Genomic DNA, 20,098 nt, shown 5'->3' with positions numbered 1-20,098 from the left:
AGGAGATCGGTTCGTGACGATCCGCGTAGGCATCAACGGGTTCGGCCGCATCGGCCGAAACTACTTCCGTGCGCTCCTTGAGCAGGGTGCGGACATCGAGATCGTGGCCGTCAACGACCTGGGCGACACCGCGACCACGGCGCACCTGCTGAAGTACGACACCATCCTGGGCCGCCTCAAGGCCGAGGTGACCCACACCGCCGACACCATCACGGTGGACGGCCGCACCATCAAGGTGCTCTCCGAGCGTGACCCCGCCGACATCCCGTGGGGCCAGCTGGGCGTCGACGTCGTCATCGAGTCGACCGGCATCTTCACCAAGCGCGCCGACGCCGCGAAGCACCTCGCGGGCGGCGCCAAGAAGGTCCTCATCTCGGCTCCGGCCACCGACGAGGACATCACCATCGTCATGGGCGTCAACCAGGACAAGTACGAGCCGGCGAAGCACGACGTCATCTCGAACGCCTCCTGCACGACCAACTGCGTCGCCCCGATGGCCAAGGTCCTCGACGAGAACTTCGGCATCGTCAAGGGTCTGATGACCACGGTCCACGCGTACACCAACGACCAGCGCATCCTGGACTTCCCGCACAAGGACCTGCGCCGCGCCCGCGCCGCCGCGGAGAACATCATCCCGACCACGACCGGTGCCGCCAAGGCCACCGCTCTGGTCCTCCCGCAGCTCAAGGGCAAGCTGGACGGCATCGCCATGCGCGTCCCGGTCCCCACCGGCTCCGCCACGGACCTGGTCGTCACCCTCGACCGCGAGGTCACCAAGGACGAGGTCAACGCCGCGTTCAAGAAGGCCGCCGAAGACGGCGACCTCAAGGGCTTCCTCTTCTACACCGAGGACCCGATCGTGTCCTCGGACATCGTGAGCGACCCGGCCTCCTGCACCTTCGACGCCTCCCTGACCATGGTCCAGGACGGCTCGACGGTGAAGATCCTCGGCTGGTACGACAACGAGTGGGGCTACTCCAACCGCCTCGTCGACCTCACCGTCTTCGTCGGCGGTCAGCTCTAAGCTTCAGGACAGGCTTTCGATGTGAGCAGGGCTCGGGCAGCGCAACGCCGCGCTGTGCGAGCCCTGTTTGTGTGCTCCACCGCGTACCAAGGAGTCTGTGACAGATGAAGACGATCGACGAGCTTCTCGCCGAAGGCGTCTCCGGCAAGCGGGTGTTCGTCCGCGCCGACCTCAACGTGCCGCTCGACGGCACCAGCATCACCGACGACGGCCGCATCCGCGCCGTCGTGCCCACCGTCAAGGCGCTCGCCGACGCGGGCGCCCGGGTCGTCGTCGCCTCCCACCTGGGCCGTCCCAAGGGCGCCCCGGACCCGGCGTTCTCCCTCGCCCCGGCCGCCGCCCGGCTGGGCGAACTGCTCGGCGCCCCGGTGGCCTTCGCGACGGACACGGTCGGCGAGTCCGCCACCGCCACCGTCGCCGCCCTCACCGACGGCGGGGTCGCCGTCATCGAGAACCTGCGCTTCAACGCGGGCGAGACGTCCAAGGACGACGCCGAGCGCGGCGCCTTCGCGGACCGGCTCGCCGCCCTCGCCGACCTCTACGTCGGCGACGGCTTCGGCGCCGTCCACCGCAAGCACGCCTCGGTCTTCGACCTCCCGGCGCGCCTCCCGCACGCCGCGGGCTACCTGATCGCCACCGAGGTCGGCGTCCTGAAGAAGCTCACGGACGACGTCCGGCGGCCGTACGCGGTCGTGCTCGGCGGCGCCAAGGTCTCCGACAAGCTCGGGGTGATCGACCACCTCCTGGAGAAGGCCGACCGCATCCTCATCGGCGGCGGCATGGCGTACACCTTCCTCAAGGCCCAGGGCCACGAGGTCGGCATCTCGCTGCTCCAGGAGGACCAGGTCCCGGTGGTCCAGGAGTACCTGAAGCGGGCGGACGCGCGCGGAGTGGAGTTCGTGCTCCCCGTCGACGTCCTGGTCTCGCCCGAGTTCCCCGACCTCAAGACCAAGGCTCCGGCCCACCCCACCACGGTCGCCGCGGACGCCATCCCGGCCGACCAGGAGGGCCTGGACATCGGTCCGGAGACCCGTAAGCTCTACGCCTCGAAGCTCGCCGACGCGGCCACCGTCTTCTGGAACGGTCCGATGGGCGTCTTCGAGCACCCCGACTTCGCCGAGGGCACCAAGGCCGTCGCCCAGGCGCTCGTCGACTCCCCGGCCTTCACGGTCGTCGGCGGTGGCGACTCCGCCGCGGCCGTCCGCATCCTGGGCTTCGACGAGAACGCGTTCGGCCACATCTCGACCGGCGGTGGCGCCTCCCTCGAATACCTCGAGGGCAAGACGCTTCCCGGCCTCGCCGCACTGGAGGACTGACCCCTTTATGAGCACCCGCACCCCGCTGATGGCGGGCAACTGGAAGATGAACCTCAACCACCTCGAGGCCATCGCCCACGTCCAGAAGCTCGCCTTCGCGCTGACCGACAAGGACCACGACGAGGTCGAGGTCGCCGTCCTGGCGCCCTTCACCGACCTCCGTTCGGTGCAGACCCTCGTCGACGGCGACAAGCTCAAGATCAAGTACGGTGCCCAGGACATCTCGGAGCACGACTCCGGCGCCTACACCGGCGAGATCTCGGGCCTGATGCTGGCCAAGCTGAAGTGCGCCTACGTGGCCGTCGGCCACTCCGAGCGCCGTCAGTACCACGCCGAGAACGACGAGGTCTGCAACGCCAAGGTGAAGGCCGCGTTCAGGCACGGCGTGACCCCGATCCTCTGCGTCGGCGAGGGCCTGGACGTCCGCAAGTCCGGCAAGCAGGTCGAGTACACCCTCGCCCAGCTCGACGGCGGTCTGAAGGACGTCCCGGCCGAGCAGGCCGAGACGATCGTGATCGCGTACGAGCCGGTGTGGGCCATCGGCACCGGCGAGGTCGCCACCCCGGAGGACGCGCAGGAGGTCTGCGGAGCGATCCGCGGCCGTCTCGCCGAGCTGTACTCCCAGGAGCTGGCCGACAAGGTCCGCATCCAGTACGGCGGCTCGGTCAAGTCCGGCAACGTCGCCGCGATCATGGCGCAGCCGGACGTCGACGGGGCCCTCGTCGGCGGCGCGGCGCTGGACACCGACGAGTTCGTCAAGATCGTGCGCTTCCGCGACCAGTGAGTATGCGGTAGCGGAGTTACGTCGTACCCTTGCGGGGGTCGGGCAGGTGCCCGGCCCCCGTCCGTATAAGTCCGAGGAAGTTGGTTCAGCCGTGGTTATGGGGTTCTCGATCGCCCTGATCGTCTTCAGCGGGCTGCTGATGCTGCTCGTGCTGATGCACAAGGGGAAGGGCGGCGGCCTCTCCGACATGTTCGGTGGCGGAATGCAGTCCTCCGTGGGAGGCTCCTCGGTCGCCGAGCGCAATCTGGACCGGATCACCGTCGTGGTGGGTCTGCTCTGGTTCGCCTGCATTGTGGTGCTCGGCCTGCTGATGAAGTTGGACGGGTAACTCCGAACACTGGACGCGCGTTGGGCCTTACGTAGACTGGGGCATCTTCGAGCACCATCACGCAGGGAGTTACGACCGTGGCAAGTGGCAACGCGATCCGGGGAAGCCGGGTCGGGGCGGGGCCGATGGGTGAGGCCGAGCGGGGCGAGTCGGCACCGCGCCTCCGCATCTCCTTCTGGTGCTCGAACGGGCACGAGACCCAGCCGAGCTTCGCCAGCGACGCGCAGGTCCCGGAGACCTGGGACTGCCCGCGCTGCGGCTTCCCGGCAGGTCAGGACCGGGACAACCCGCCGGACCCGCCGCGCACGGAGCCGTACAAGACCCATCTCGCCTATGTGCGCGAGCGTCGCAGCGACGCCGACGGCGAGGCGATCCTCGCCGAGGCGCTGGCGAAACTGCGCGGCGAGATCTGAGCACGGTGTGACGGTGTGACGAACGGGCCTTGCCCGCGAACCTGGTTCGCGGGCAAGGCCCGTTCGGCTTTCCACCGCCCCCTGTCCCGGCCCGGCAGGGCGCCGTTCCCCACCGTCGCCCACCCGCCGACGGTGGGCGACGGCCGGCGCACGGCCCTCGCGCGGGAGCGCACCCCCGAGGACACCCCCCGGTCGCGGGGCCCTCCCGGCGGCGCGGCGGCCCCGGCCCAGGGACCCCTCACCCCGGTCCCCCCGGCGGCGGCGCCGTCCGCGCTCGCCGTCGTCTCGCTCGTCCCCCTGATCAATTAAGTTGGGAGACGCAGCGGGGCAGACAAACGGTACGAGAAGAAGTGGGCGATGTCCGAGATGAACAGCGAAGGCCGCACCAGGCTCAACCGGCTGCCCGAGTGGGCGGCCCTCGGCAAGCACCGTGAGCAGCTGGGCGACCCCCATCTGCGCGACCTGTTCGACGCCGACCCGGAGCGCGGCACCGGCTACGCCCTGCGCGTCGGCGACCTCTATCTGGACTACTCCAAGCACCTCGTCACCGACGAGACGCTGACCCTGCTGCGCGAGCTCGCCGCCGCCACCGACGTGGCCGGACTGCGCGACGCGATGTTCCGCGGCGAGAAGATCAACACCACCGAGGACCGGGCGGTCCTCCACACCGCCCTGCGCGCCCCCCGGGACGCCGTGATCGAGGTCGACGGGGAGAACGTCGTCCCCGCGGTGCACGCCGTCCTCGACAAGATGGCGGCCTTCGCCGACAAGGTCCGCGCGGGCGAGTGGACCGGCCACACCGGCAGGCCCGTCAAGAACATCGTCAACATCGGCATCGGCGGCTCCGACCTCGGCCCCGCCATGGCCTACGAGGTCCTGCGCTCCTTCACCCGCCGGGACCTGACGTTCCGTTTCGTCTCCAACGTGGACGGCGCCGACCTCCACGAGGCCGTCCGGGACCTCGACCCCGAGGAGACGCTGTTCATCGTCGCCTCGAAGACCTTCACCACCATCGAGACCCTCACCAACGCCACCTCCGCCCGGAACTGGCTCCTCACCGGTCTGCGCGCCGGACCGGAGGCCGTCGCCCGGCACTTCGTGGCCCTCTCGACCAACGCCGGGAAGGTCGAGGAGTTCGGCATCGACACCGCGAACATGTTCGAGTTCTGGGACTGGGTCGGCGGACGCTACTCCTACGACTCCGCCATCGGCCTCTCCCTGATGACCGCCATCGGCCCGGACCGCTTCCGCGAGATGCTCGACGGCTTCCACCTCGTCGACGAGCACTTCCGCACCGCCCCGCCCGAGGAGAACGCACCGCTGCTCCTCGGCCTCCTCGGCGTCTGGTACGGCGCGTTCTTCGACGCCCAGTCGCACGCGGTCCTGCCGTACTCGCACTACCTGTCCAGGTTCACCGCCTACCTCCAGCAGCTCGACATGGAGTCCAACGGCAAGTCGGTGGACCGCCAGGGCAGGCCGGTCGACTGGCAGACCGGCCCCGTCGTCTGGGGCACCCCCGGCACCAACGGCCAGCACGCCTACTACCAGCTGATCCACCAGGGCACCAAGGTCATCCCCGCCGACTTCATCGGCTTCGCCCGGCCCGTCGACGACCTCCAGCCCGGTCTGGTCGCCCAGCACGACCTGCTCATGGCCAACTTCTTCGCCCAGACGCAGGCCCTGGCCTTCGGCAAGACGCCCGAGGAGGTACGCGCCGAGGGCGTCCCCGAGCACCTGGTCCCGCACAAGACCTTCCGGGGCGACCACCCCACCACCACGATCCTCGCCGACGCGCTCACCCCCTCCGTCCTCGGCCAGCTCATCGCGCTGTACGAGCACAAGGTCTTCGTCCAGGGCGCGATCTGGGACATCGACTCCTTCGACCAGTGGGGCGTCGAACTCGGCAAGGTCCTCGCCAAGCGGATCGAGCCCGTCCTGACCGACGGCGAGGACGCCGGGCGGCTCGACAGCTCGACCGCCGGACTCGTCGCCGCCTACCGCTCGCTGCGCGGACGGTAGGGGCATGAGGGGGGAGAGCGCGGTGCGGCTCAGGCCGCCCAGGAACCCGGTGGAGAAGCGGGCCGTCACCTGGTGGCGGACCAGACTCCTGACGACCACCGCCGTACCGGTGCTGGTCCTCGTCGTCCTCGGTCTGCTGATCGGACCCGCCCGGTTCTGGCTGCTCCTGGCGGCCGGGATCCTGGCGGCCGTGGGCCTCGCCTGCACCGCGTTCCTCCCCCCGTGGTGGTACCGCGTCCACCGCTGGGAGGTCACCGAGGACGCCGTCTACGTCCGCACCGGCGCCCTCTGGCAGGAGTGGCGGATCGCCCCGATGTCCCGCATCCAGACCGTCGACACCTCGCGCGGCCCGCTGGAACAGGGCTTCCGGCTCGCCACCGTCATCGTGACCACGGCCTCCTCCCACGGCGCGATCCGCATCGAGGGGCTCGACCACGAAGCGGCGGCCGGGCTCGCCGAGCGGCTGACCGCCATCACCCAGGCCACCCCCGGGGACGCCACATGAGCGAGGAGCCCGTCACCGCCCCGTACGGCCCCGACTGGCTGCGGCTCGACCCGCGGACCGTCCTCGTCAGGGTCGCCCTCTTCTCCGGGGTCCTCTTCGGCGCCGCCGTGCCCCTCGCCCTCGCCCTGGCGGGCCCGCGCCCGCTGGGACAGGCCGTCGCCTGGGTCGCCGGGGGCTTCCTGCTCGCCCTCGCCGCCACCTTCGTCGCCGAGACCGTACGGGTCCGCCGCACCCGCTACCGGGTCGGCGCCGACCGGGTCGAGCTGCACACCGGACTGCTCGTCGTCCAGCGCCGCTCGCTCGCCCGCGAGCGCGTCCGCAGCGCCGACCTGAGCGCCAACCTGCTCCAGCGCCTCTTCGGCCTCGTCAAGGTCCGCGTCGGCACCGGCGAGCACACCGCCGGTGAATCCACCCTCGAACTCGACCTGGTCACCCGGGCCGAGGGCGAGAGGCTCCGCCGCGAACTCCTCGCCCGCGCCGCCGCGCCCACCGGGAGCGCGGACCCGGACGGCACCCTCGCCGCCCTCGACCCCCGCTGGATCCGCTACGCCCCGGTCTCCTTCGTCGCCCCCGCCCTCGGTGTCGCCGCCGCCGGGGCGGTCATGCAGGCCAGCGACTGGTTCGGCGCCCAGGAGCGGGTCATCTCCTGGATAGGGGACCGGTTCCAGGACGTCTCCCTCATCTGGATGATCGTCGACCTGGCACTCCTCGCCACCGTCGCCGGAGCGGTCGGCGCCCTCGGGCTCTGGGTCGAGATGTGGTGGAACTACCGCCTGGAGCGCGAACCGGGCGGCACCCTCCGGGTCTCCCGGGGCCTGTTCACCGCCCGCTCGGTCTCCCTGGAGGAGCGGCGGCTGCGGGGCATCGAACTGGTCCAGCCGCTCGGCGTCCGGCTCTTCGGGGCCGCCCGGGTCGACGCGGTCGCCACCGGACTCGCCCAGAACGACGGCGACAAGCACGCCGACCTCAAGAACCTGCTGCCCCCGGTGGAGCGCTCCGTCGCCGACCGGGTCGCCGCCGAGGTGCTGCGCGAGCCGGTGCCGCCCACCGGGGCGCGCCTCGCGGCCCACCCGAGGGCGGCCCGCGCCCGCAGGGTCCGCTGGGCGCTGTGGAGCGTCCTCGGCCCGGTCGCGCTGCTGGCCCTGCTCGGAGCGTTCCTCACCCCGGTCCTGCTGTACGTGGCGGCGGGCTGCGCGGTCGTCGGCGTCCCGGCCGCCGTGCTGCTGGCCCTCGACGCCTACCGGGGCCTCGGGCACACCGTCAGCGGCCCCTGGCTGGTGACCCGTTCGGGTACGGTCCGGCGGGCCACCGTCGTCCTCCAGCGCTCCGGGGTCATCGGCTGGACGGTCAAGCAGTCGTACTTCCAGCGGCGCGCCGGGCTCCTGACGCTCACCGCCACGACGGCCGCCGGGGCGGGGGCGTACGCCGTCCTCGACGCGGGCCAGAACCAGGGCCTGACCTTCGCCGCCGAGGCCGTACCGGAACTGCTGGCGCCCTTCCTGGAGGCCGTACCCATGCCGGAGGCCCGGTCCACCGAGGGGTGAACCGGGCCTCCGGGGGGTGGGATCAGGCCGAAGCGGGCGGGTAGAGGTCCCTCGGCAGCTCCGAGGCCGCCGCCGCGTCCAGCAGCCACAAGGTCCGCGAGCGACCGCGGGCGCCCGCCGCCGGGGCCTGCACCTCGCCCGCGCCCGACAGCGCGATGGCCGCCGCCCTCGCCTTGTCGGCACCGGCCGCGAGCAGCCAGACCTCCTTGGCCGCCCGGATCGCCGGAAGGGTCATCGAGACCCGGAGCGGCGGCGGCTTGGGCGCGCCGCGCACGCCGACCACGGTCCGCTCGGTCTCGCGGACCGCGGGCAGCTCGGGGAAGAGCGAGGCCACATGGGTGTCCGGGCCGACGCCCAGCATCAGCACGTCGAAGGACGGGACCCCGCCGTGGTCGCCGGGCGCGGCGGCGGCTGCCAGCTCCGCCGCGTACCCGGCCGCGGCGGCCTCGACGTCGCCGCCGTACGGGCCGTCCGACGCGGGCATGGCGTGCACCCGCGCGGGGTCGAGCGGCACCCGGTCGAGCAGTGCCGCGCGGGCCTGGGTGACGTTCCGCTCGGGGTCGCCCTCGGGCAGGAAACGCTCGTCGCCCCACCACAGGTCGAGCCGCGCCCAGTCGACCGCGTCCCGGGCGGGAGCGGTGCCGAGCGCCGCGAGCAGACCGTTGCCGTTGCGTCCGCCGGTGAGCACCACCGAGGCGGAGCCCCGGGAGGCCTGGGCGTCGACGATCTTCGTGATCAGCCGGGCGGCGGCTGCCTCGGCCATCAGTTCCTTGTCGCGGTGGACGACCAGCTGAGGGGTGCTCACCCGGCCGCCGCCTTCCTGGCGGCCTTCTTCGCGGCGGGCTTCGCCGCCGGGACGGCCTCCGGCTCCGGCGCGGACTCCGGGGCCTGCTCCGGTTCGGCGGCGGGTACGGCCGCTTCCTCGTCGAGCCGTTCGAGACCGAACCTGAGCGCCGCCGCGTAGGTGTCGTCCGGGTCGAGACGGCGCAGCTCCTCCGCGATCAGCTCGGCCGTCTCGCGGCGCTTGAGCGCCACGGCACGGTCGGGCTGGCCCTGGATGGAGAGCGTCGCGAGCGAGCCGTCCGGCCGGTCGAGGACGATCGGCCCGGAGCTGGTCCGCAGGCGTACGGAGGTGAGGCCGGGACCGGCCGACTTCGAGCGCCGCACCGGCACCTTCAGCCGGTCGGCCAGCCACATGGCGAGCAGTTCGACACTGGGGTTGAAGTCCTCGCCCTCCACCTCCGCGGCGGTGACCTCGCACACGACCTGGTCGAGCGCGGCGGCCAGCATCGAGCGCCACGGGGTGATCCGGGTCCACGAGAGGTCCGTGTCGCCGGGGGTGTAGGCGTCCGCGCGCGCGGTCAGTTCCCGGATGGGTTCCTCGGCGGAGTACGTGTCGGTCACCCGCCGCTGGGCGAGGGCGCCCAGCGGGTCGTTCGCCGGGTCGGTCGGCGCGTTCACCGGCCACCAGACGACGACGGGGGCGTCCGGGAGCAGCAGCGGCAGGACGACCGACTGGGCGTGGTCGACGACCTCGCCGTAGAGCCGGAGGACGACCGTCTCGCCGGTGCTGGCGTCGGCGCCGAGGCGGACCTCGGCGTCGAGTCGTGCCTTGGACCGGTCGCGCGGGGAGCGCGAGACCCTTTTGATGACGACGAGGGTCCGCGAGGGGTGCTCGCGGGACGCGTCGTTCGCTGCCTTCAGCGCGTCGTAGGCGTTCTCCTCGTCGGTGACGATGACGAGGGTGAGCACCATGCCGACGGCCGGGGTGCCGATCGCCCGCCGCCCGAGCACCAGCGCCTTGTTGATCTTGGAGGACGTGGTGTCCGTCAGGTCGGTCTTCATGGCCTGCGCCAGCTCCGTCCGTCTCGTGCGAGCATCTCGTCCGCCTCGACCGGGCCCCAGGTGCCGGACTGGTACTGCGCGGGCTTGCCGTGCTTGTCCCAGAACTGCTCGATCGGGTCGAGGATCTTCCAGGACAGCTCGACCTCCTCGACGCGCGGGAAGAGGTTCGAGTCGCCGAGCAGGACGTCGAGGATGAGCCGCTCGTACGCCTCCGGGCTGGACTCCGTGAAGGATTCGCCGTACGCGAAGTCCATCGACACGTCCCGGATCTCCATCTGGGTGCCGGGCACCTTGGAGCCGAACCGCACCGTGACGCCCTCGTCCGGCTGGACCCGGATGACGATGGCGTTGCGGCCGAGCTCCTCGGTCGCGGTGTGGTCGAAGGGGGAGTGCGGGGCCCGCTGGAAGACGACCGCGATCTCGGTGACGCGACGGCCGAGGCGCTTGCCGGTCCGCAGGTAGAACGGCACGCCCGCCCAGCGGCGGTTGTCGATCTCCAGCTTCACGGCGGCGTAGGTGTCGGTCTTCGACTTGGGGTCGATGCCGTCTTCCTGGAGGTAGCCGACGGCCTTCTCGCCGCCCTGCCACCCGGCCGCGTACTGGGCGCGGACCGTGGACTCGCCCAGGTCCTTGGGCAGCTTCACCGCGCCGAGGACCTTGGTCTTCTCGGCGGCCAGCGCGTCGGCGTCGAAGGAGCCGGGCTCCTCCATCGCGGTCAGCGCCAGCAGCTGGAGCAGGTGGTTCTGGATGACGTCACGGGCGGCGCCGATGCCGTCGTAGTATCCGGCCCGGCCGCCGATGCCGATGTCCTCGGCCATGGTGATCTGCACGTGGTCGACGTACGACCGGTTCCAGATCGGCTCGAAGAGGGTGTTGGCGAAGCGGAGCGCCAGGATGTTCTGGACGGTCTCCTTGCCGAGGTAGTGGTCGATCCGGAAGACCTCGTGCGGCGGGAAGACCTCGTGGACGACCTCGTTGAGCTCCTTGGCGGAGACCAGGTCGTGCCCGAAGGGCTTCTCGATGACCGCGCGGCGCCAGGACCCGTCCTTCTGGTCGGCGAGCCCGTGCTTCTTGAGCTGCTGGACGACCTTGGGGAAGAACTTCGGCGGGACCGACAGGTAGAAGGCGAAGTTGCCTCCGGTGCCCTGCGCCTTGTCCAGCTCCTCGATGGTGGACTTGAGCTGCTCGAAGGCGTCGTCGTCGTCGAAGTCGCCCTGGACGAACCGCATCCCCTGGATCAGCTGCTGCCACACCTCCTCGCGGAACGGGGTGCGCGCGTGCTGCTCGACGGCGTCGTGGACCTCCTGCGCGAAGTCCTCGTCCTGCCACTCGCGGCGCGCGAAGCCGATGAGCGAGAAGCCCGGCGGCAGCAGGCCGCGGTTGGCCAGGTCGTAGACGGCAGGCATCAGCTTCTTACGGGACAAATCGCCCGTGACGCCGAAGATCACCAGGCCCGACGGCCCCGCGATGCGCGGGAGCCGTCGGTCTGCGGCGTCACGGAGCGGGTTGGCTCCGTGGACTGCGCTCACTGTGCTTACGCCTCCGGGGGTGCGAGGCGCCGGAGCTCCGCCTCGGTGGACTCGAGCAGATCGTTCCAGGACGCCGCGAACTTCTCGACGCCCTCGTCCTCCAGGAGCTGCACGACCTCGTCGTAGCCGATGCCCAGCTTCTCGACGGCGGCCAGCTCGGCGCGCGACTGCTCGTAGGTGCCGCGCACGGTGTCGCCGGAGACCACGCCGTGGTCGGCGGTGGCCTCCAGGGTGGACTCCGGCATGGTGTTGACCGTGCCGGGGGCGACCAGGTCCACCACGTACAGGGTGTCCTTGTACGCGGGGTCCTTGACGCCGGTCGAGGCCCACAGCGGACGCTGCTTGTTGGCCTGCGCCGAGTCGAGGGCGGCCCAGCGCTCCGAGGAGAAGACCTCCTCGTACGCCTCGTAGGCCAGCCGCGCGTTGGCCAGCGCGGCCTTGCCCTTGAGGGCCTTGGCCTCGTCGGTGCCGATGCCGTCCAGACGCTTGTCGATCTCGGTGTCCACCCGGGACACGAAGAACGACGCCACCGAGTGGATCTTCGACAGGTCCAGGCCGCGCTCGCGGGCCTTCTCCAGACCCGCCAGGTAGGCGTCCATGACCGCGCGGTAGCGCTCCAGCGAGAAGATCAGCGTCACGTTGACGCTGATCCCGAGGCCGATGACCTCGGTGATCGCCGGCAGACCCGCCCGGGTGGCCGGGATCTTGATGAGGGTGTTGGGGCGGTCCACCAGCCAGGCCAGCTGCTTGGCCTCGGCGACGGTGGCGACCGTCTCGTGGGCCAGCCGCGGGTCCACCTCGATGGACACCCGGCCGTCCTGGCCGTCCGTCGCGTCGAAGACCGGCCGCAGGATGTCGGCGGCGTCACGGACGTCCGCCGTCGTGATCATGCGGATGGCCTCGTCGACGGTGACCTTGCGGGCCGCCAGCTCGGCGAGCTGCTGCCCGTAGCCGTCGCCGGAGGAGATCGCCTTCTGGAAGATCGACGGGTTCGTCGTCACACCGACCACATGGCTCTGGTCGATGAGCTCGGCCAGGTTGCCGGACGTGATCCGCTTGCGCGACAGGTCGTCCAGCCAGATCGCGACGCCTTCGTCGGAGAGGCGCTTGAGAGCGTCTGTCATGGGAATTGCATCTCCAATGAGTCGTACGTATGCGCGTCAGCGCGTGGCGGCGGCGATCGATTCCCGGGCGGCGGCGACGACCGCCTCCGGCGTGAAACCGAACTCCCGGAAGAGGACCTTGGCGTCGGCGGAGGCGCCGAAGTGCTCCAGCGACACGATCCGGCCCGCGTCACCGACGTACCGGTGCCAGGTCAGACCGATGCCCGCCTCGACCGCCACGCGCGCGGTGACCGAAGGCGGCAGGACCGCGTCCTTGTACTCCTGGTCCTGCTCCTCGAACCACTCCACGGACGGCATCGAGACGACCCGGGTCGGGACGCCCTCCGCCTGGAGCCGCTCGCGCGCCTCGACGGCCAGGTGCACCTCGGAGCCCGTGCCGATCAGCACGACCTCGGGGGCGCCGCCCTCGGCGTCGAAGAGCACGTAGCCGCCCTTGACGGTGTCCTCGTTCGGCGCGTACGTCGGCACGCCCTGGCGGGTCAGCGCCAGACCGTGCGGGGCGCCCTCGCCGAAGACCTTGGTGTGCCGCCGGGTGATCTCGCGCCAGGCGATCGACGTCTCGTTGGCGTCGGCCGGACGGACCACGTTCAGACCGGGGATCGCGCGCAGCGCGGCCAGGTGCTCCACCGGCTGGTGGGTCGGACCGTCCTCGCCCAGACCGATCGAGTCGTGGGTCCACACGTACGTCACCGGCAGGTGCATCAGCGCGGAGAGCCGCACCGCGTTGCGCATGTAGTCGGAGAACACCAGGAAGGTGCCGCCGTAGACGCGCGTGTTGCCGTGCAGGGCGATGCCGTTCATCTCGGCGGCCATCGAGTGCTCGCGGATGCCGAAGTGGATCGTGCGGCCGTACGGGTCGGCCTCCGGCAGCGGGTTGCCCTCGGGCAGGAACGACGAGTCCTTGTCGATCGTCGTGTTGTTGGAGCCCGCGAGGTCGGCCGAGCCGCCCCACAGCTCCGGGAGGACCGCGCCCAGCGCCTGGAGGACCTTGCCGGAGGCGGCACGGGTCGCGACGCTCTTGCCCGCCTCGAAGACCGGGAGCTTCTCGGCCCAGCCGGCCGGCAGCTCGTTCGCCTCGATCCGGTCGAACGTGGCGGCCCGCTCCGGGTTGGCCGTGCGCCACTCGGCGAGCGACTTCTCCCAGGCGGCACGGGCCTCACGGCCACGGTCGCCGAGCGTCCGGGTGTGCGCGATGACCTCGTCGGAGACCTCGAAGGTCTGCTCCGGGTCGAAGCCCAGGACGCGCTTGGTGGCCGCGATCTCCTCGTCGCCGAGCGCCGAGCCGTGCGAGGCCTCGGTGTTCTGCGCGTTCGGCGCGGGCCAGGCGATGATCGAGCGCATCGCGATGAACGACGGGCGCTCCGTCTCCGCCTCCGCCGCCCTGACCGCCGCGTACAGCGCGGCCGGGTCCAGGTCGCCGTTGGCCTGCGGCTCGACCCGCTGCACGTGCCAGCCGTACGCCTCGTACCGCTTCATCGTGTCCTCGGACACGGCGGTCTCGGTGTCGCCCTCGATCGAGATGTGGTTGTCGTCCCACAGCAGGATCAGGTTGCCGAGCTTCTGGTGACCGGCGAGCGAGGACGCCTCCGCGGAGATGCCCTCCTGGAGGCAGCCGTCGCCCGCGATCGCGTAGATCCGGTGGTCGAACGGGGAGGCGCCGACGGCGGCCTCGGGGTCGAACAGACCGCGCTCGTAACGGGCGGCCATCGCCATGCCCACGGCGTTGGCCACACCCTGGCCCAGCGGGCCCGTGGTGGTCTCGACGCCGGCGGTGTGGCCGTACTCCGGGTGGCCGGGGGTCTTCGAGCCCCAGGTGCGGAAGGCCTTCAGATCGTCCAGTTCGAGACCGAAGCCACCCAGGTACAGCTGGGTGTAGAGGGTCAGGGACGAGTGGCCGGCGGAGAGGACGAACCGGTCCCGTCCGACCCACTCGGGGTCGGCCGGGTCGTGCCGCATCACCTTCTGGAAGAGGGTGTACGCGGCGGGCGCGAGGCTCATGGCCGTACCGGGATGGCCGTTGCCGACCTTCTGTACGGCGTCCGCGGCCAGGACGCGGGCCGTGTCGACGGCGCGCTGGTCCAACTCGGTCCACTCGAGGTCTGTGGTGGTCGGCTTAATGCTCACCCTGGTCAGGGCTCCTCTCCACATGTCGGAAGCCGGTGACTGAGGGTGTACCGGCGTTGTCGAGCCTACCCCCGCCGGACGCCCCTCTTTCCGTGTTCATGCCCCTCATATGAGCGGATACGGCAAGACTGCCGCCGACCGTGTGAGTTCGCCTCCCGAACCGTGTCCACGCCCCGGGACACACCCCCTCAACACGACCCCACCCCCGCGAAGATCGGTGTCTGGGCAACGTCTACAGTGGCGTGGTACGCGCAAGCCTCACCCCGTTCTCATCCGGGTGGCTTGCTGGGAATTTCTCTGTCAGGGGTGTGCGTGACGGCCGTCGAGTCCCGACCCGCAGGGGTCGTCTTGACTCCCAGCCCGGGAGGCCATCGGCCGTTCGGGGTCCGCGTCAAGGCATTCGTGGCGCTGACCAAGCCGCGGATCATCGAGTTGCTGCTCATCACCACCGTCCCGGTGATGTTCCTCGCCGAGCAGGGCGTGCCGGACCTGTGGCTGGTGCTCGCCACCTGCTTCGGCGGCTATCTGTCGGCGGGCGGCGCCAACGCGCTCAACATGTACATCGACCGCGACATCGACGCGCTGATGGACCGGACCTCGCAGCGCCCGCTGGTGACCGGAGTCCTCACGCCGCGCGCGGCGCTGATCTTCGGCCTCACCCTCGCCGCGGTCTCCACGCTCTGGTTCGGGCTGCTCGTCAACTGGCTGTCCGCCGCGCTGTCGCTGGGCGCGCTCCTCTTCTACGTCGTGGTCTACACGATGATCCTGAAGCGGCGCACCGCGCAGAACATCGTCTGGGGCGGCATCGCCGGCTGCCTCCCGGTCCTCATCGGCTGGTCCGCCGTGACCGACTCGATGTCCTGGGCCGCGGTCATCCTCTTCCTCGTCATCTTCTTCTGGACGCCGCCGCACTACTGGCCGCTGTCGATGAAGGTGAAGGACGACTACGCCCGCGCGGGCGTGCCCATGCTGCCGGTGCTCGCCTCCAACAAGGTCGTCGCCAAGCAGATCGTCGCCTACAGCTGGGTGATGGTCGCCGTCTCGCTGCTGCTCACCCCGCTGGGCTACACGGGCTGGTTCTACACGACCGTCGCCCTGCTCACCGGCGGCTGGTGGCTCTGGGAGGCGCACGGGCTGCTGAACCGGGCCAAGGCCGAGGTGAGCGGCGCGAAGCTCAAGGAGATGCGCCTCTTCCACTGGTCCATCACCTATGTGTCGCTGCTCTTCGTGGCGGTCGCGGTGGACCCCTTCCTCCGCTAGTCCGACACCACCGGGACACCCCGGTACGCACCGGGACACACGCTCGTACGAGCGGTCCGGCCGACGGCCGGGCCACGTGGGACACACCACGTGGCCCGGCCGTCGTCAGTGGATCTACGCGTCGGTAGCATCGCTGTCATGGCAGAAACGAAGCAGGCAGAGCGCCGGGCGACCCGGCTCGCCAAGGAGATCCGCGCCTTCTCCGCGCAGCACGGCGGCTCCGAGGGGCACCTCGCGCACATCGGCCGGGCGGGCACCCGGATCGTGCTCGTCGGCACCGACGGCGGCTGGGGCGACCTGGTCGCCCCGACGTACGAGATCGCCCGGCAGGCCGCCGAGAAGGCCGGACTGACCCTCCACGAGGAGTTCGACGGAGAGTTCGCCGCCAAGGTCGTCACCGGACCGTACGAGTGGACCCGGATGGCCGGGATCCAGATCGGCGGCCCCTCCGACCGCTGAGGCGGCGACGGCCCCCACGACGCCGGAACGCGCGGCCGGGGGCCCCCCCGCCGGGAGCGGCCCGGGGCCCCCCCCCGCCGACCCCGGGGACGGGGCCCCCCCGGTGTCGGTCCCGGGGGGGCCCCCCCCCCCCGCGTTCCGCGTTCCGGAGGGCGGGAAGGTCAGGCCCGCGTCAGCTCCGCGTCCGTCTGGGCCGGGATGCCGGCGGTGGCCACCGTGCGCTCGCGCATACTCAGGGCGAGCCGCAGCACCGCGATCCACATCAGGGACGAGCCGAGCATGTGGAGGCCGACCAGGATCTCGGGGACGCCCATGAAGTACTGGACGTAGCCCACCCCGCCCTGGAGGAGCAGCACGATCAGCAGGTCGCGGGCGCGGGCCCGGGTGTCCGGCGGGGCGTCGACCACCCGGAGCACCAGCCACATCGCGACCGCGAGGGCGCAGACGACCCAGGCGGCGACGGCGTGGAGGTGCGCGGCGTTCGTCCAGTCCCACGGCATCCGCGGTACGTCGCTGCTGTCGCCGGCGTGCTTGCCCGAGCCGGTGACCGTCGTGCCCAGCACGATCAGCAGCGCGGAGACCAGCGTGATCGCCCAGGACAGCCCGCGCACCGGGCGCGGTGCGCGCGGACGCGGCGGGGCGTCGCCCTCGCCGGTCCGGTGCCAGGTGATGACGGCGACCGTGAGCAGGGCGTTCGCGGCGAGGAAGTGGCCCGCGACGGTCCACGGGTTGAGGCCCATCCACACCGTGATGCCGCCGAGGACGGCGTTGCTCATCACGATCCAGAACTGGGCCCAGGCGGTACGGGTCAGCCCGCGCCGCCACGGCTTGGTGCACCGGGCCGAGACGATCGCCCAGCCGACCGCGGCCGACAGGACGTACGTCAGCATCCGGTTGCCGAACTCGATCGCGCCGCGGTAGCCCTGCTCGGGCGTCACGAACAGGCTGTCGTCGGTGCACTTGGGCCAGGTGTCGCAGCCGAGGCCGGAACCGGTCAGCCGGACCGCGCCGCCCGTGACGATGATGACCACGCTCATCACGACGGCGGAGAGCGCGGCGCGCCGGAGCGTCCTGGGGGACGGGGTCCAGCGCCTGGCGAGGGAGGCGAGGGGGGTCAGCACGGGCCCTATCGTAGGCCGGTGCTTGTGCACGCTTTCACGAGGGGTGCCTTGTCGGGAAACGTCACCCTCTGGGGTGTGTCCGCTACTCCCAGCGGAAGAACTTCGCCGCCGCTCCGAGCCCGAGGACGGCCCACACCGCGAGGGTCCCCGCGTCGCCCCAGGGCAGCGCGGCGCCGTCCCGGAGGACCGCCCGCAGCCCGTCGGAGAGGGCGGAGATCGGCAGCAGCTCCAGGACCGAGCGGGCCGCGTCCGGGAACTTGTCCAGCGGGACGATCACCCCGCCGCCCACCAGGAGCAGCAGGAAGACCAGGTTGGCGGCGGCCAGGGTGGCCTCCGCCCGGAGGGTGCCCGCCATCAGCAGCCCGAGGCCGGAGAAGGCGGCGGTGCCCAGGACCAGGAGCAGCAGGACGGCGAGGGGGTTGCCCTGCGGGGACCAGCCCAGGCCCAGCGCGATGGCCGTCAGGAGGACGATCTGGAGGATCTCGGTGACCAGCACGGAGAGCGTCTTGGCGGTCATCAGCGCCCAGCGGGGCAGCGGTGAGGCGCCGAGGAGCTTGAGCACCCCGTACCGCCGCTCGAAGCCGGTGGCGATGGCCTGGCCGGTGAACGCGGTCGACAGGACGGCGAGCGCGAGGACGCCCGGGGCGAGGAAGTCGACCGCCTCGCCGGTGCCGGTGTCGACGATGTCGACCGTCGAGAAGAGCACCAGCAGCAGCGAGGGGATGATCACGGTCAGCAGCAGCTGCTCGCCGTTGCGCAGCAGCATCCGGGTCTCCAGCGCCGTCTGCGCCGCGATCATCCGGCCGAGGGGGGCGGCGCCGGGCCTCGGCGCGTACGTACCAGTGCTCACGACCGCAGTTCCTTGCCCGTCAGTTCCAGAAAGACGTCTTCGAGGGTGTGGCGTTCGACGGCGATGCCGTCGGGCATGACGCCGTGCTGGGCGCACCAGCTGGTGACCGTGGCGAGGAGCTGCGGGTCGATGGCACCGGTGATCCGGTACGTGCCCGGCAGCGGTTCGGCGGCGGCCGAGCCGTCGGGGAGCGCCTTGAGCAGGGAGCCCAGGTCGAGCGCGGGGCGTCCGGTGAAGCGCAGGGTGTTCTCGGCGCCGCCCCGGCACAGGGTCTCGGGGCTGCCCTGGGCGACGACCCGGCCCGCGTCGACGATGGCGACCTCGTCGGCGAGTTCCTCGGCCTCCTGCATGAGGTGGGTGGTGAGGACCACGGTGACGCCGTCGGCGCGCAGCTCGCGGACGAGGTCCCAGGTGGCGCGGCGGGCCTGCGGGTCGAGTCCGGCGGTCGGTTCGTCGAGGAAGACCAGTTCGGGGCGGCCGACGATCGCCATGGCGAGCGCGAGGCGCTGCTGCTGGCCGCCGGAGAGGCGCCGGTAGGTGGTGCGACCGCAGGAGCCGAGGCCGAGGCGTTCGACGAGGGCGTCGACGTCCAGCGGATGCGCGTGGAGCTTCGCGGTGTGGCGGAGCATCTCGTCGGCGCGGGCGCCGGAGTAGACGCCGCCGGACTGGAGCATCACGCCGATCCGGGGGCGCAGGGCCGCCGCGTCGGCGATCGGGTCGAGGCCGAGGACGCGGACGGTGCCGCCGTCGGGCCTGCGGTAGCCCTCGCAGGTCTCGACGGTGGTGGTCTTGCCCGCCCCGTTGGGGCCGAGGACGGCGGTGACGGTGGCGGTCCGCACGTCCAGGTCGAGGCCGTCGACCGCGGTCTTGCTTCCGTACCGCTTGACCAGGCCGCGTACCTGGACGGCGGACTCGTTGTTCTGGGTCTGGGTCCCGCGCATGGGGGAAGTCTAGAGAGGGGCCGAAGGTCCTCCCGGCGGGGGGCCCGGGTCACTGGAATCGGGACTTTTCCTTGCGCTCCGCCGCGCCCGGCGGGCATAGCGTCGTCGTGTGAACACTGTGGCGGAGAACTTGCGGGAGACGGCCGGTCAGGCGGCGCACAAGGCGCGGGACCTGCGGCGTCCCGGCCGCTACGCGGTGTCGGCGGTGCTGGCGGGGGCGTACATAGGCATCGGCGAGGTGCTGCTGCTGGTCGCGGTGTCGCCGTTCGCGGTCGAGCACGCGGCGGTGACGCGGCTCCTGGAGGGGGCGGTGTTCCCGATCGCGCTGACGGTCGTGATGTTCGCCGGGGCGCAGCTGTTCACCAGCAATGTGCTGGTGATGCTGGTCGGCGCCCTGGCGGGGCGCACGGGGGTGCGGGACCTGGTGGCGAGCTGGTCGCTGTCGCTGGCCGGGAACCTGGTGGGGACCTTCGCCTTCGGGGCGATGGCGCACGCCTCGGGGGTGCTGTCGGGGCCGTCGGCCAAGGCGCTGCTCGCGGAGCTGGTGGCGGGCAAGGAGGCCCTCGCGGGCGAGCAGCTGTTCTGGCGGGCGGTGCTCTGCAACCTGCTGGTGTGTCTCGGGGTGTGGATGTTCTCCCGGGCGAGGGGCGACGCGGCGAAGATCCTCGTGCTGTGGCTGCCGGTGCTGGTGTTCGTGGCGGTGGGTTTCGAGCACTGTGTGGCGAACATGGCGCTCTTCTCGCTGGCGATCCTCGACGGGACGGCCGGCTTCGGCGATCTGGGGCGCAATCTGCTGTTCACCGTGCCGGGCAACATGGTCGGCGGAGCCCTTGTGGCCTGCGCGTACTGGTTCACGGGGCGGCCGGAAAGGGTGCCGGGGGAGGACGGCCGGGACTCCTGATTCGTCCTACG

Annotated in this window: 20 protein-coding genes; 12 read left to right on the top strand and 8 right to left on the bottom strand. The window is 71.4% G+C overall.

The genetic code is table 11. The annotated features are described in order from the left end of the window. The first annotated feature begins 13 nt into the window (after positions 1–13). From gap to ACFXGN_RS07720, 9 genes are all read left to right on the top strand, one after another. Positions 14–1,024, top strand: coding sequence for a type I glyceraldehyde-3-phosphate dehydrogenase (gene gap / locus ACFXGN_RS07760; RefSeq protein ID WP_384854876.1), 1,011 nt, complete (start codon positions 14–16; stop codon positions 1,022–1,024). Between the two features lie 104 nt (positions 1,025–1,128). Continuing rightward, the gene (locus ACFXGN_RS07755; RefSeq protein ID WP_384854873.1) at positions 1,129–2,340 is read left to right on the top strand and encodes a phosphoglycerate kinase; all 1,212 of its coding nucleotides are present in this window, start codon (positions 1,129–1,131) and stop codon (positions 2,338–2,340) included. Positions 2,341–2,347: 7 nt separating this feature from the next. Continuing rightward, positions 2,348–3,124, top strand: a complete 777-nt coding sequence (gene tpiA / locus ACFXGN_RS07750; protein WP_384854871.1) for a triose-phosphate isomerase — start codon at positions 2,348–2,350, stop codon at positions 3,122–3,124. Positions 3,125–3,221: 97 nt separating this feature from the next. Continuing rightward, positions 3,222–3,452 (top strand): preprotein translocase subunit SecG, encoded by a 231-nt coding sequence (gene secG / locus ACFXGN_RS07745; RefSeq protein WP_017238647.1) that lies wholly within the window; start codon positions 3,222–3,224, stop codon positions 3,450–3,452. A gap of 77 nt (positions 3,453–3,529) precedes the next feature. After that, positions 3,530–3,865 carry an RNA polymerase-binding protein RbpA gene (locus ACFXGN_RS07740; protein ID WP_003976875.1) on the top strand — a complete coding sequence of 112 codons (336 nt, stop codon included), beginning with the start codon at positions 3,530–3,532 and terminating at the stop codon, positions 3,863–3,865. Between the two features lie 15 nt (positions 3,866–3,880). Beyond that, on the top strand, positions 3,881–4,174 hold the full coding sequence (locus ACFXGN_RS07735; RefSeq protein ID WP_384854868.1) for a hypothetical protein: 294 nt from the start codon (positions 3,881–3,883) through the stop codon (positions 4,172–4,174). A 57-nt stretch (positions 4,175–4,231) separates the two neighbouring features. Then, positions 4,232–5,884 carry a glucose-6-phosphate isomerase gene (gene pgi, locus ACFXGN_RS07730; RefSeq protein WP_384855878.1) on the top strand — a complete coding sequence of 551 codons (1,653 nt, stop codon included), beginning with the start codon at positions 4,232–4,234 and terminating at the stop codon, positions 5,882–5,884. A 4-nt stretch (positions 5,885–5,888) separates the two neighbouring features. Then, the gene (locus tag ACFXGN_RS07725) at positions 5,889–6,389 is read left to right on the top strand and encodes a PH domain-containing protein (RefSeq protein ID WP_384854865.1); all 501 of its coding nucleotides are present in this window, start codon (positions 5,889–5,891) and stop codon (positions 6,387–6,389) included. Next, positions 6,386–7,933 carry a PH domain-containing protein gene (locus ACFXGN_RS07720; RefSeq protein WP_384854862.1) on the top strand — a complete coding sequence of 516 codons (1,548 nt, stop codon included), beginning with the start codon at positions 6,386–6,388 and terminating at the stop codon, positions 7,931–7,933. Before ACFXGN_RS07725 ends, ACFXGN_RS07720 begins: the two co-directional genes overlap by 4 nt. 22 nt (positions 7,934–7,955) lie before the next feature. Here ACFXGN_RS07720 and pgl read toward each other — a convergent pair whose 3' ends face one another. The 5 genes from pgl to tkt are packed head-to-tail and all read right to left on the bottom strand — an operon-like array spanning position 7,956 to position 14,555. Next, positions 7,956–8,738 (bottom strand): 6-phosphogluconolactonase, encoded by a 783-nt coding sequence (pgl, locus tag ACFXGN_RS07715; RefSeq protein ID WP_384854859.1) that lies wholly within the window; start codon positions 8,736–8,738, stop codon positions 7,956–7,958. Continuing rightward, entirely contained in the window at positions 8,735–9,778 is a 1,044-nt protein-coding gene (gene opcA, locus ACFXGN_RS07710; RefSeq protein WP_384854856.1) for a glucose-6-phosphate dehydrogenase assembly protein OpcA, read from the bottom strand. Before opcA ends, pgl begins: the two co-directional genes overlap by 4 nt. Beyond that, positions 9,775–11,307, bottom strand: coding sequence for a glucose-6-phosphate dehydrogenase (zwf, locus tag ACFXGN_RS07705; RefSeq protein ID WP_384854854.1), 1,533 nt, complete (start codon positions 11,305–11,307; stop codon positions 9,775–9,777). Before zwf ends, opcA begins: the two co-directional genes overlap by 4 nt. 5 nt (positions 11,308–11,312) lie before the next feature. Next, positions 11,313–12,431 carry a transaldolase gene (gene tal, locus ACFXGN_RS07700; RefSeq protein ID WP_384854851.1) on the bottom strand — a complete coding sequence of 373 codons (1,119 nt, stop codon included), beginning with the start codon at positions 12,429–12,431 and terminating at the stop codon, positions 11,313–11,315. A 36-nt stretch (positions 12,432–12,467) separates the two neighbouring features. Further along, positions 12,468–14,555, bottom strand: coding sequence for a transketolase (tkt, locus tag ACFXGN_RS07695; RefSeq protein WP_384854848.1), 2,088 nt, complete (start codon positions 14,553–14,555; stop codon positions 12,468–12,470). Positions 14,556–14,861: 306 nt separating this feature from the next. On the opposite strand from tkt, the gene ACFXGN_RS07690 reads away from it, so the two are divergent. Continuing rightward, the gene (locus tag ACFXGN_RS07690; protein ID WP_384854845.1) at positions 14,862–15,815 is read left to right on the top strand and encodes a heme o synthase; all 954 of its coding nucleotides are present in this window, start codon (positions 14,862–14,864) and stop codon (positions 15,813–15,815) included. Between the two features lie 138 nt (positions 15,816–15,953). Next, the gene (locus ACFXGN_RS07685) at positions 15,954–16,274 is read left to right on the top strand and encodes a hypothetical protein (protein WP_384854843.1); all 321 of its coding nucleotides are present in this window, start codon (positions 15,954–15,956) and stop codon (positions 16,272–16,274) included. Positions 16,275–16,435: 161 nt separating this feature from the next. Here ACFXGN_RS07685 and ACFXGN_RS07680 read toward each other — a convergent pair whose 3' ends face one another. From ACFXGN_RS07680 to ACFXGN_RS07670, 3 genes are all read right to left on the bottom strand, one after another. Further along, positions 16,436–17,404 (bottom strand): heme A synthase, encoded by a 969-nt coding sequence (locus ACFXGN_RS07680; protein WP_384855875.1) that lies wholly within the window; start codon positions 17,402–17,404, stop codon positions 16,436–16,438. 73 nt (positions 17,405–17,477) lie between these two features. After that, entirely contained in the window at positions 17,478–18,245 is a 768-nt protein-coding gene (locus tag ACFXGN_RS07675; protein WP_384854840.1) for an ABC transporter permease, read from the bottom strand. Next, positions 18,242–19,186 carry an ABC transporter ATP-binding protein gene (locus ACFXGN_RS07670; RefSeq protein WP_384854838.1) on the bottom strand — a complete coding sequence of 315 codons (945 nt, stop codon included), beginning with the start codon at positions 19,184–19,186 and terminating at the stop codon, positions 18,242–18,244. The genes ACFXGN_RS07675 and ACFXGN_RS07670 overlap by 4 nt, the downstream gene beginning before the upstream one ends. A 109-nt stretch (positions 19,187–19,295) precedes the next feature. On the opposite strand from ACFXGN_RS07670, the gene ACFXGN_RS07665 reads away from it, so the two are divergent. Next, on the top strand, positions 19,296–20,087 hold the full coding sequence (locus tag ACFXGN_RS07665; RefSeq protein ID WP_384854835.1) for a formate/nitrite transporter family protein: 792 nt from the start codon (positions 19,296–19,298) through the stop codon (positions 20,085–20,087). Positions 20,088–20,098 lie beyond the last annotated feature (11 nt).

Source organism: Streptomyces sp. NPDC059247, assembly GCF_042754005.1.
Classification (GTDB): Bacteria; Actinomycetota; Actinomycetes; order Streptomycetales; family Streptomycetaceae; genus Streptomyces.
Note: the sequence above shows the minus strand (reverse complement) of the source record. Positions and strands in the feature narration are given on the sequence as shown.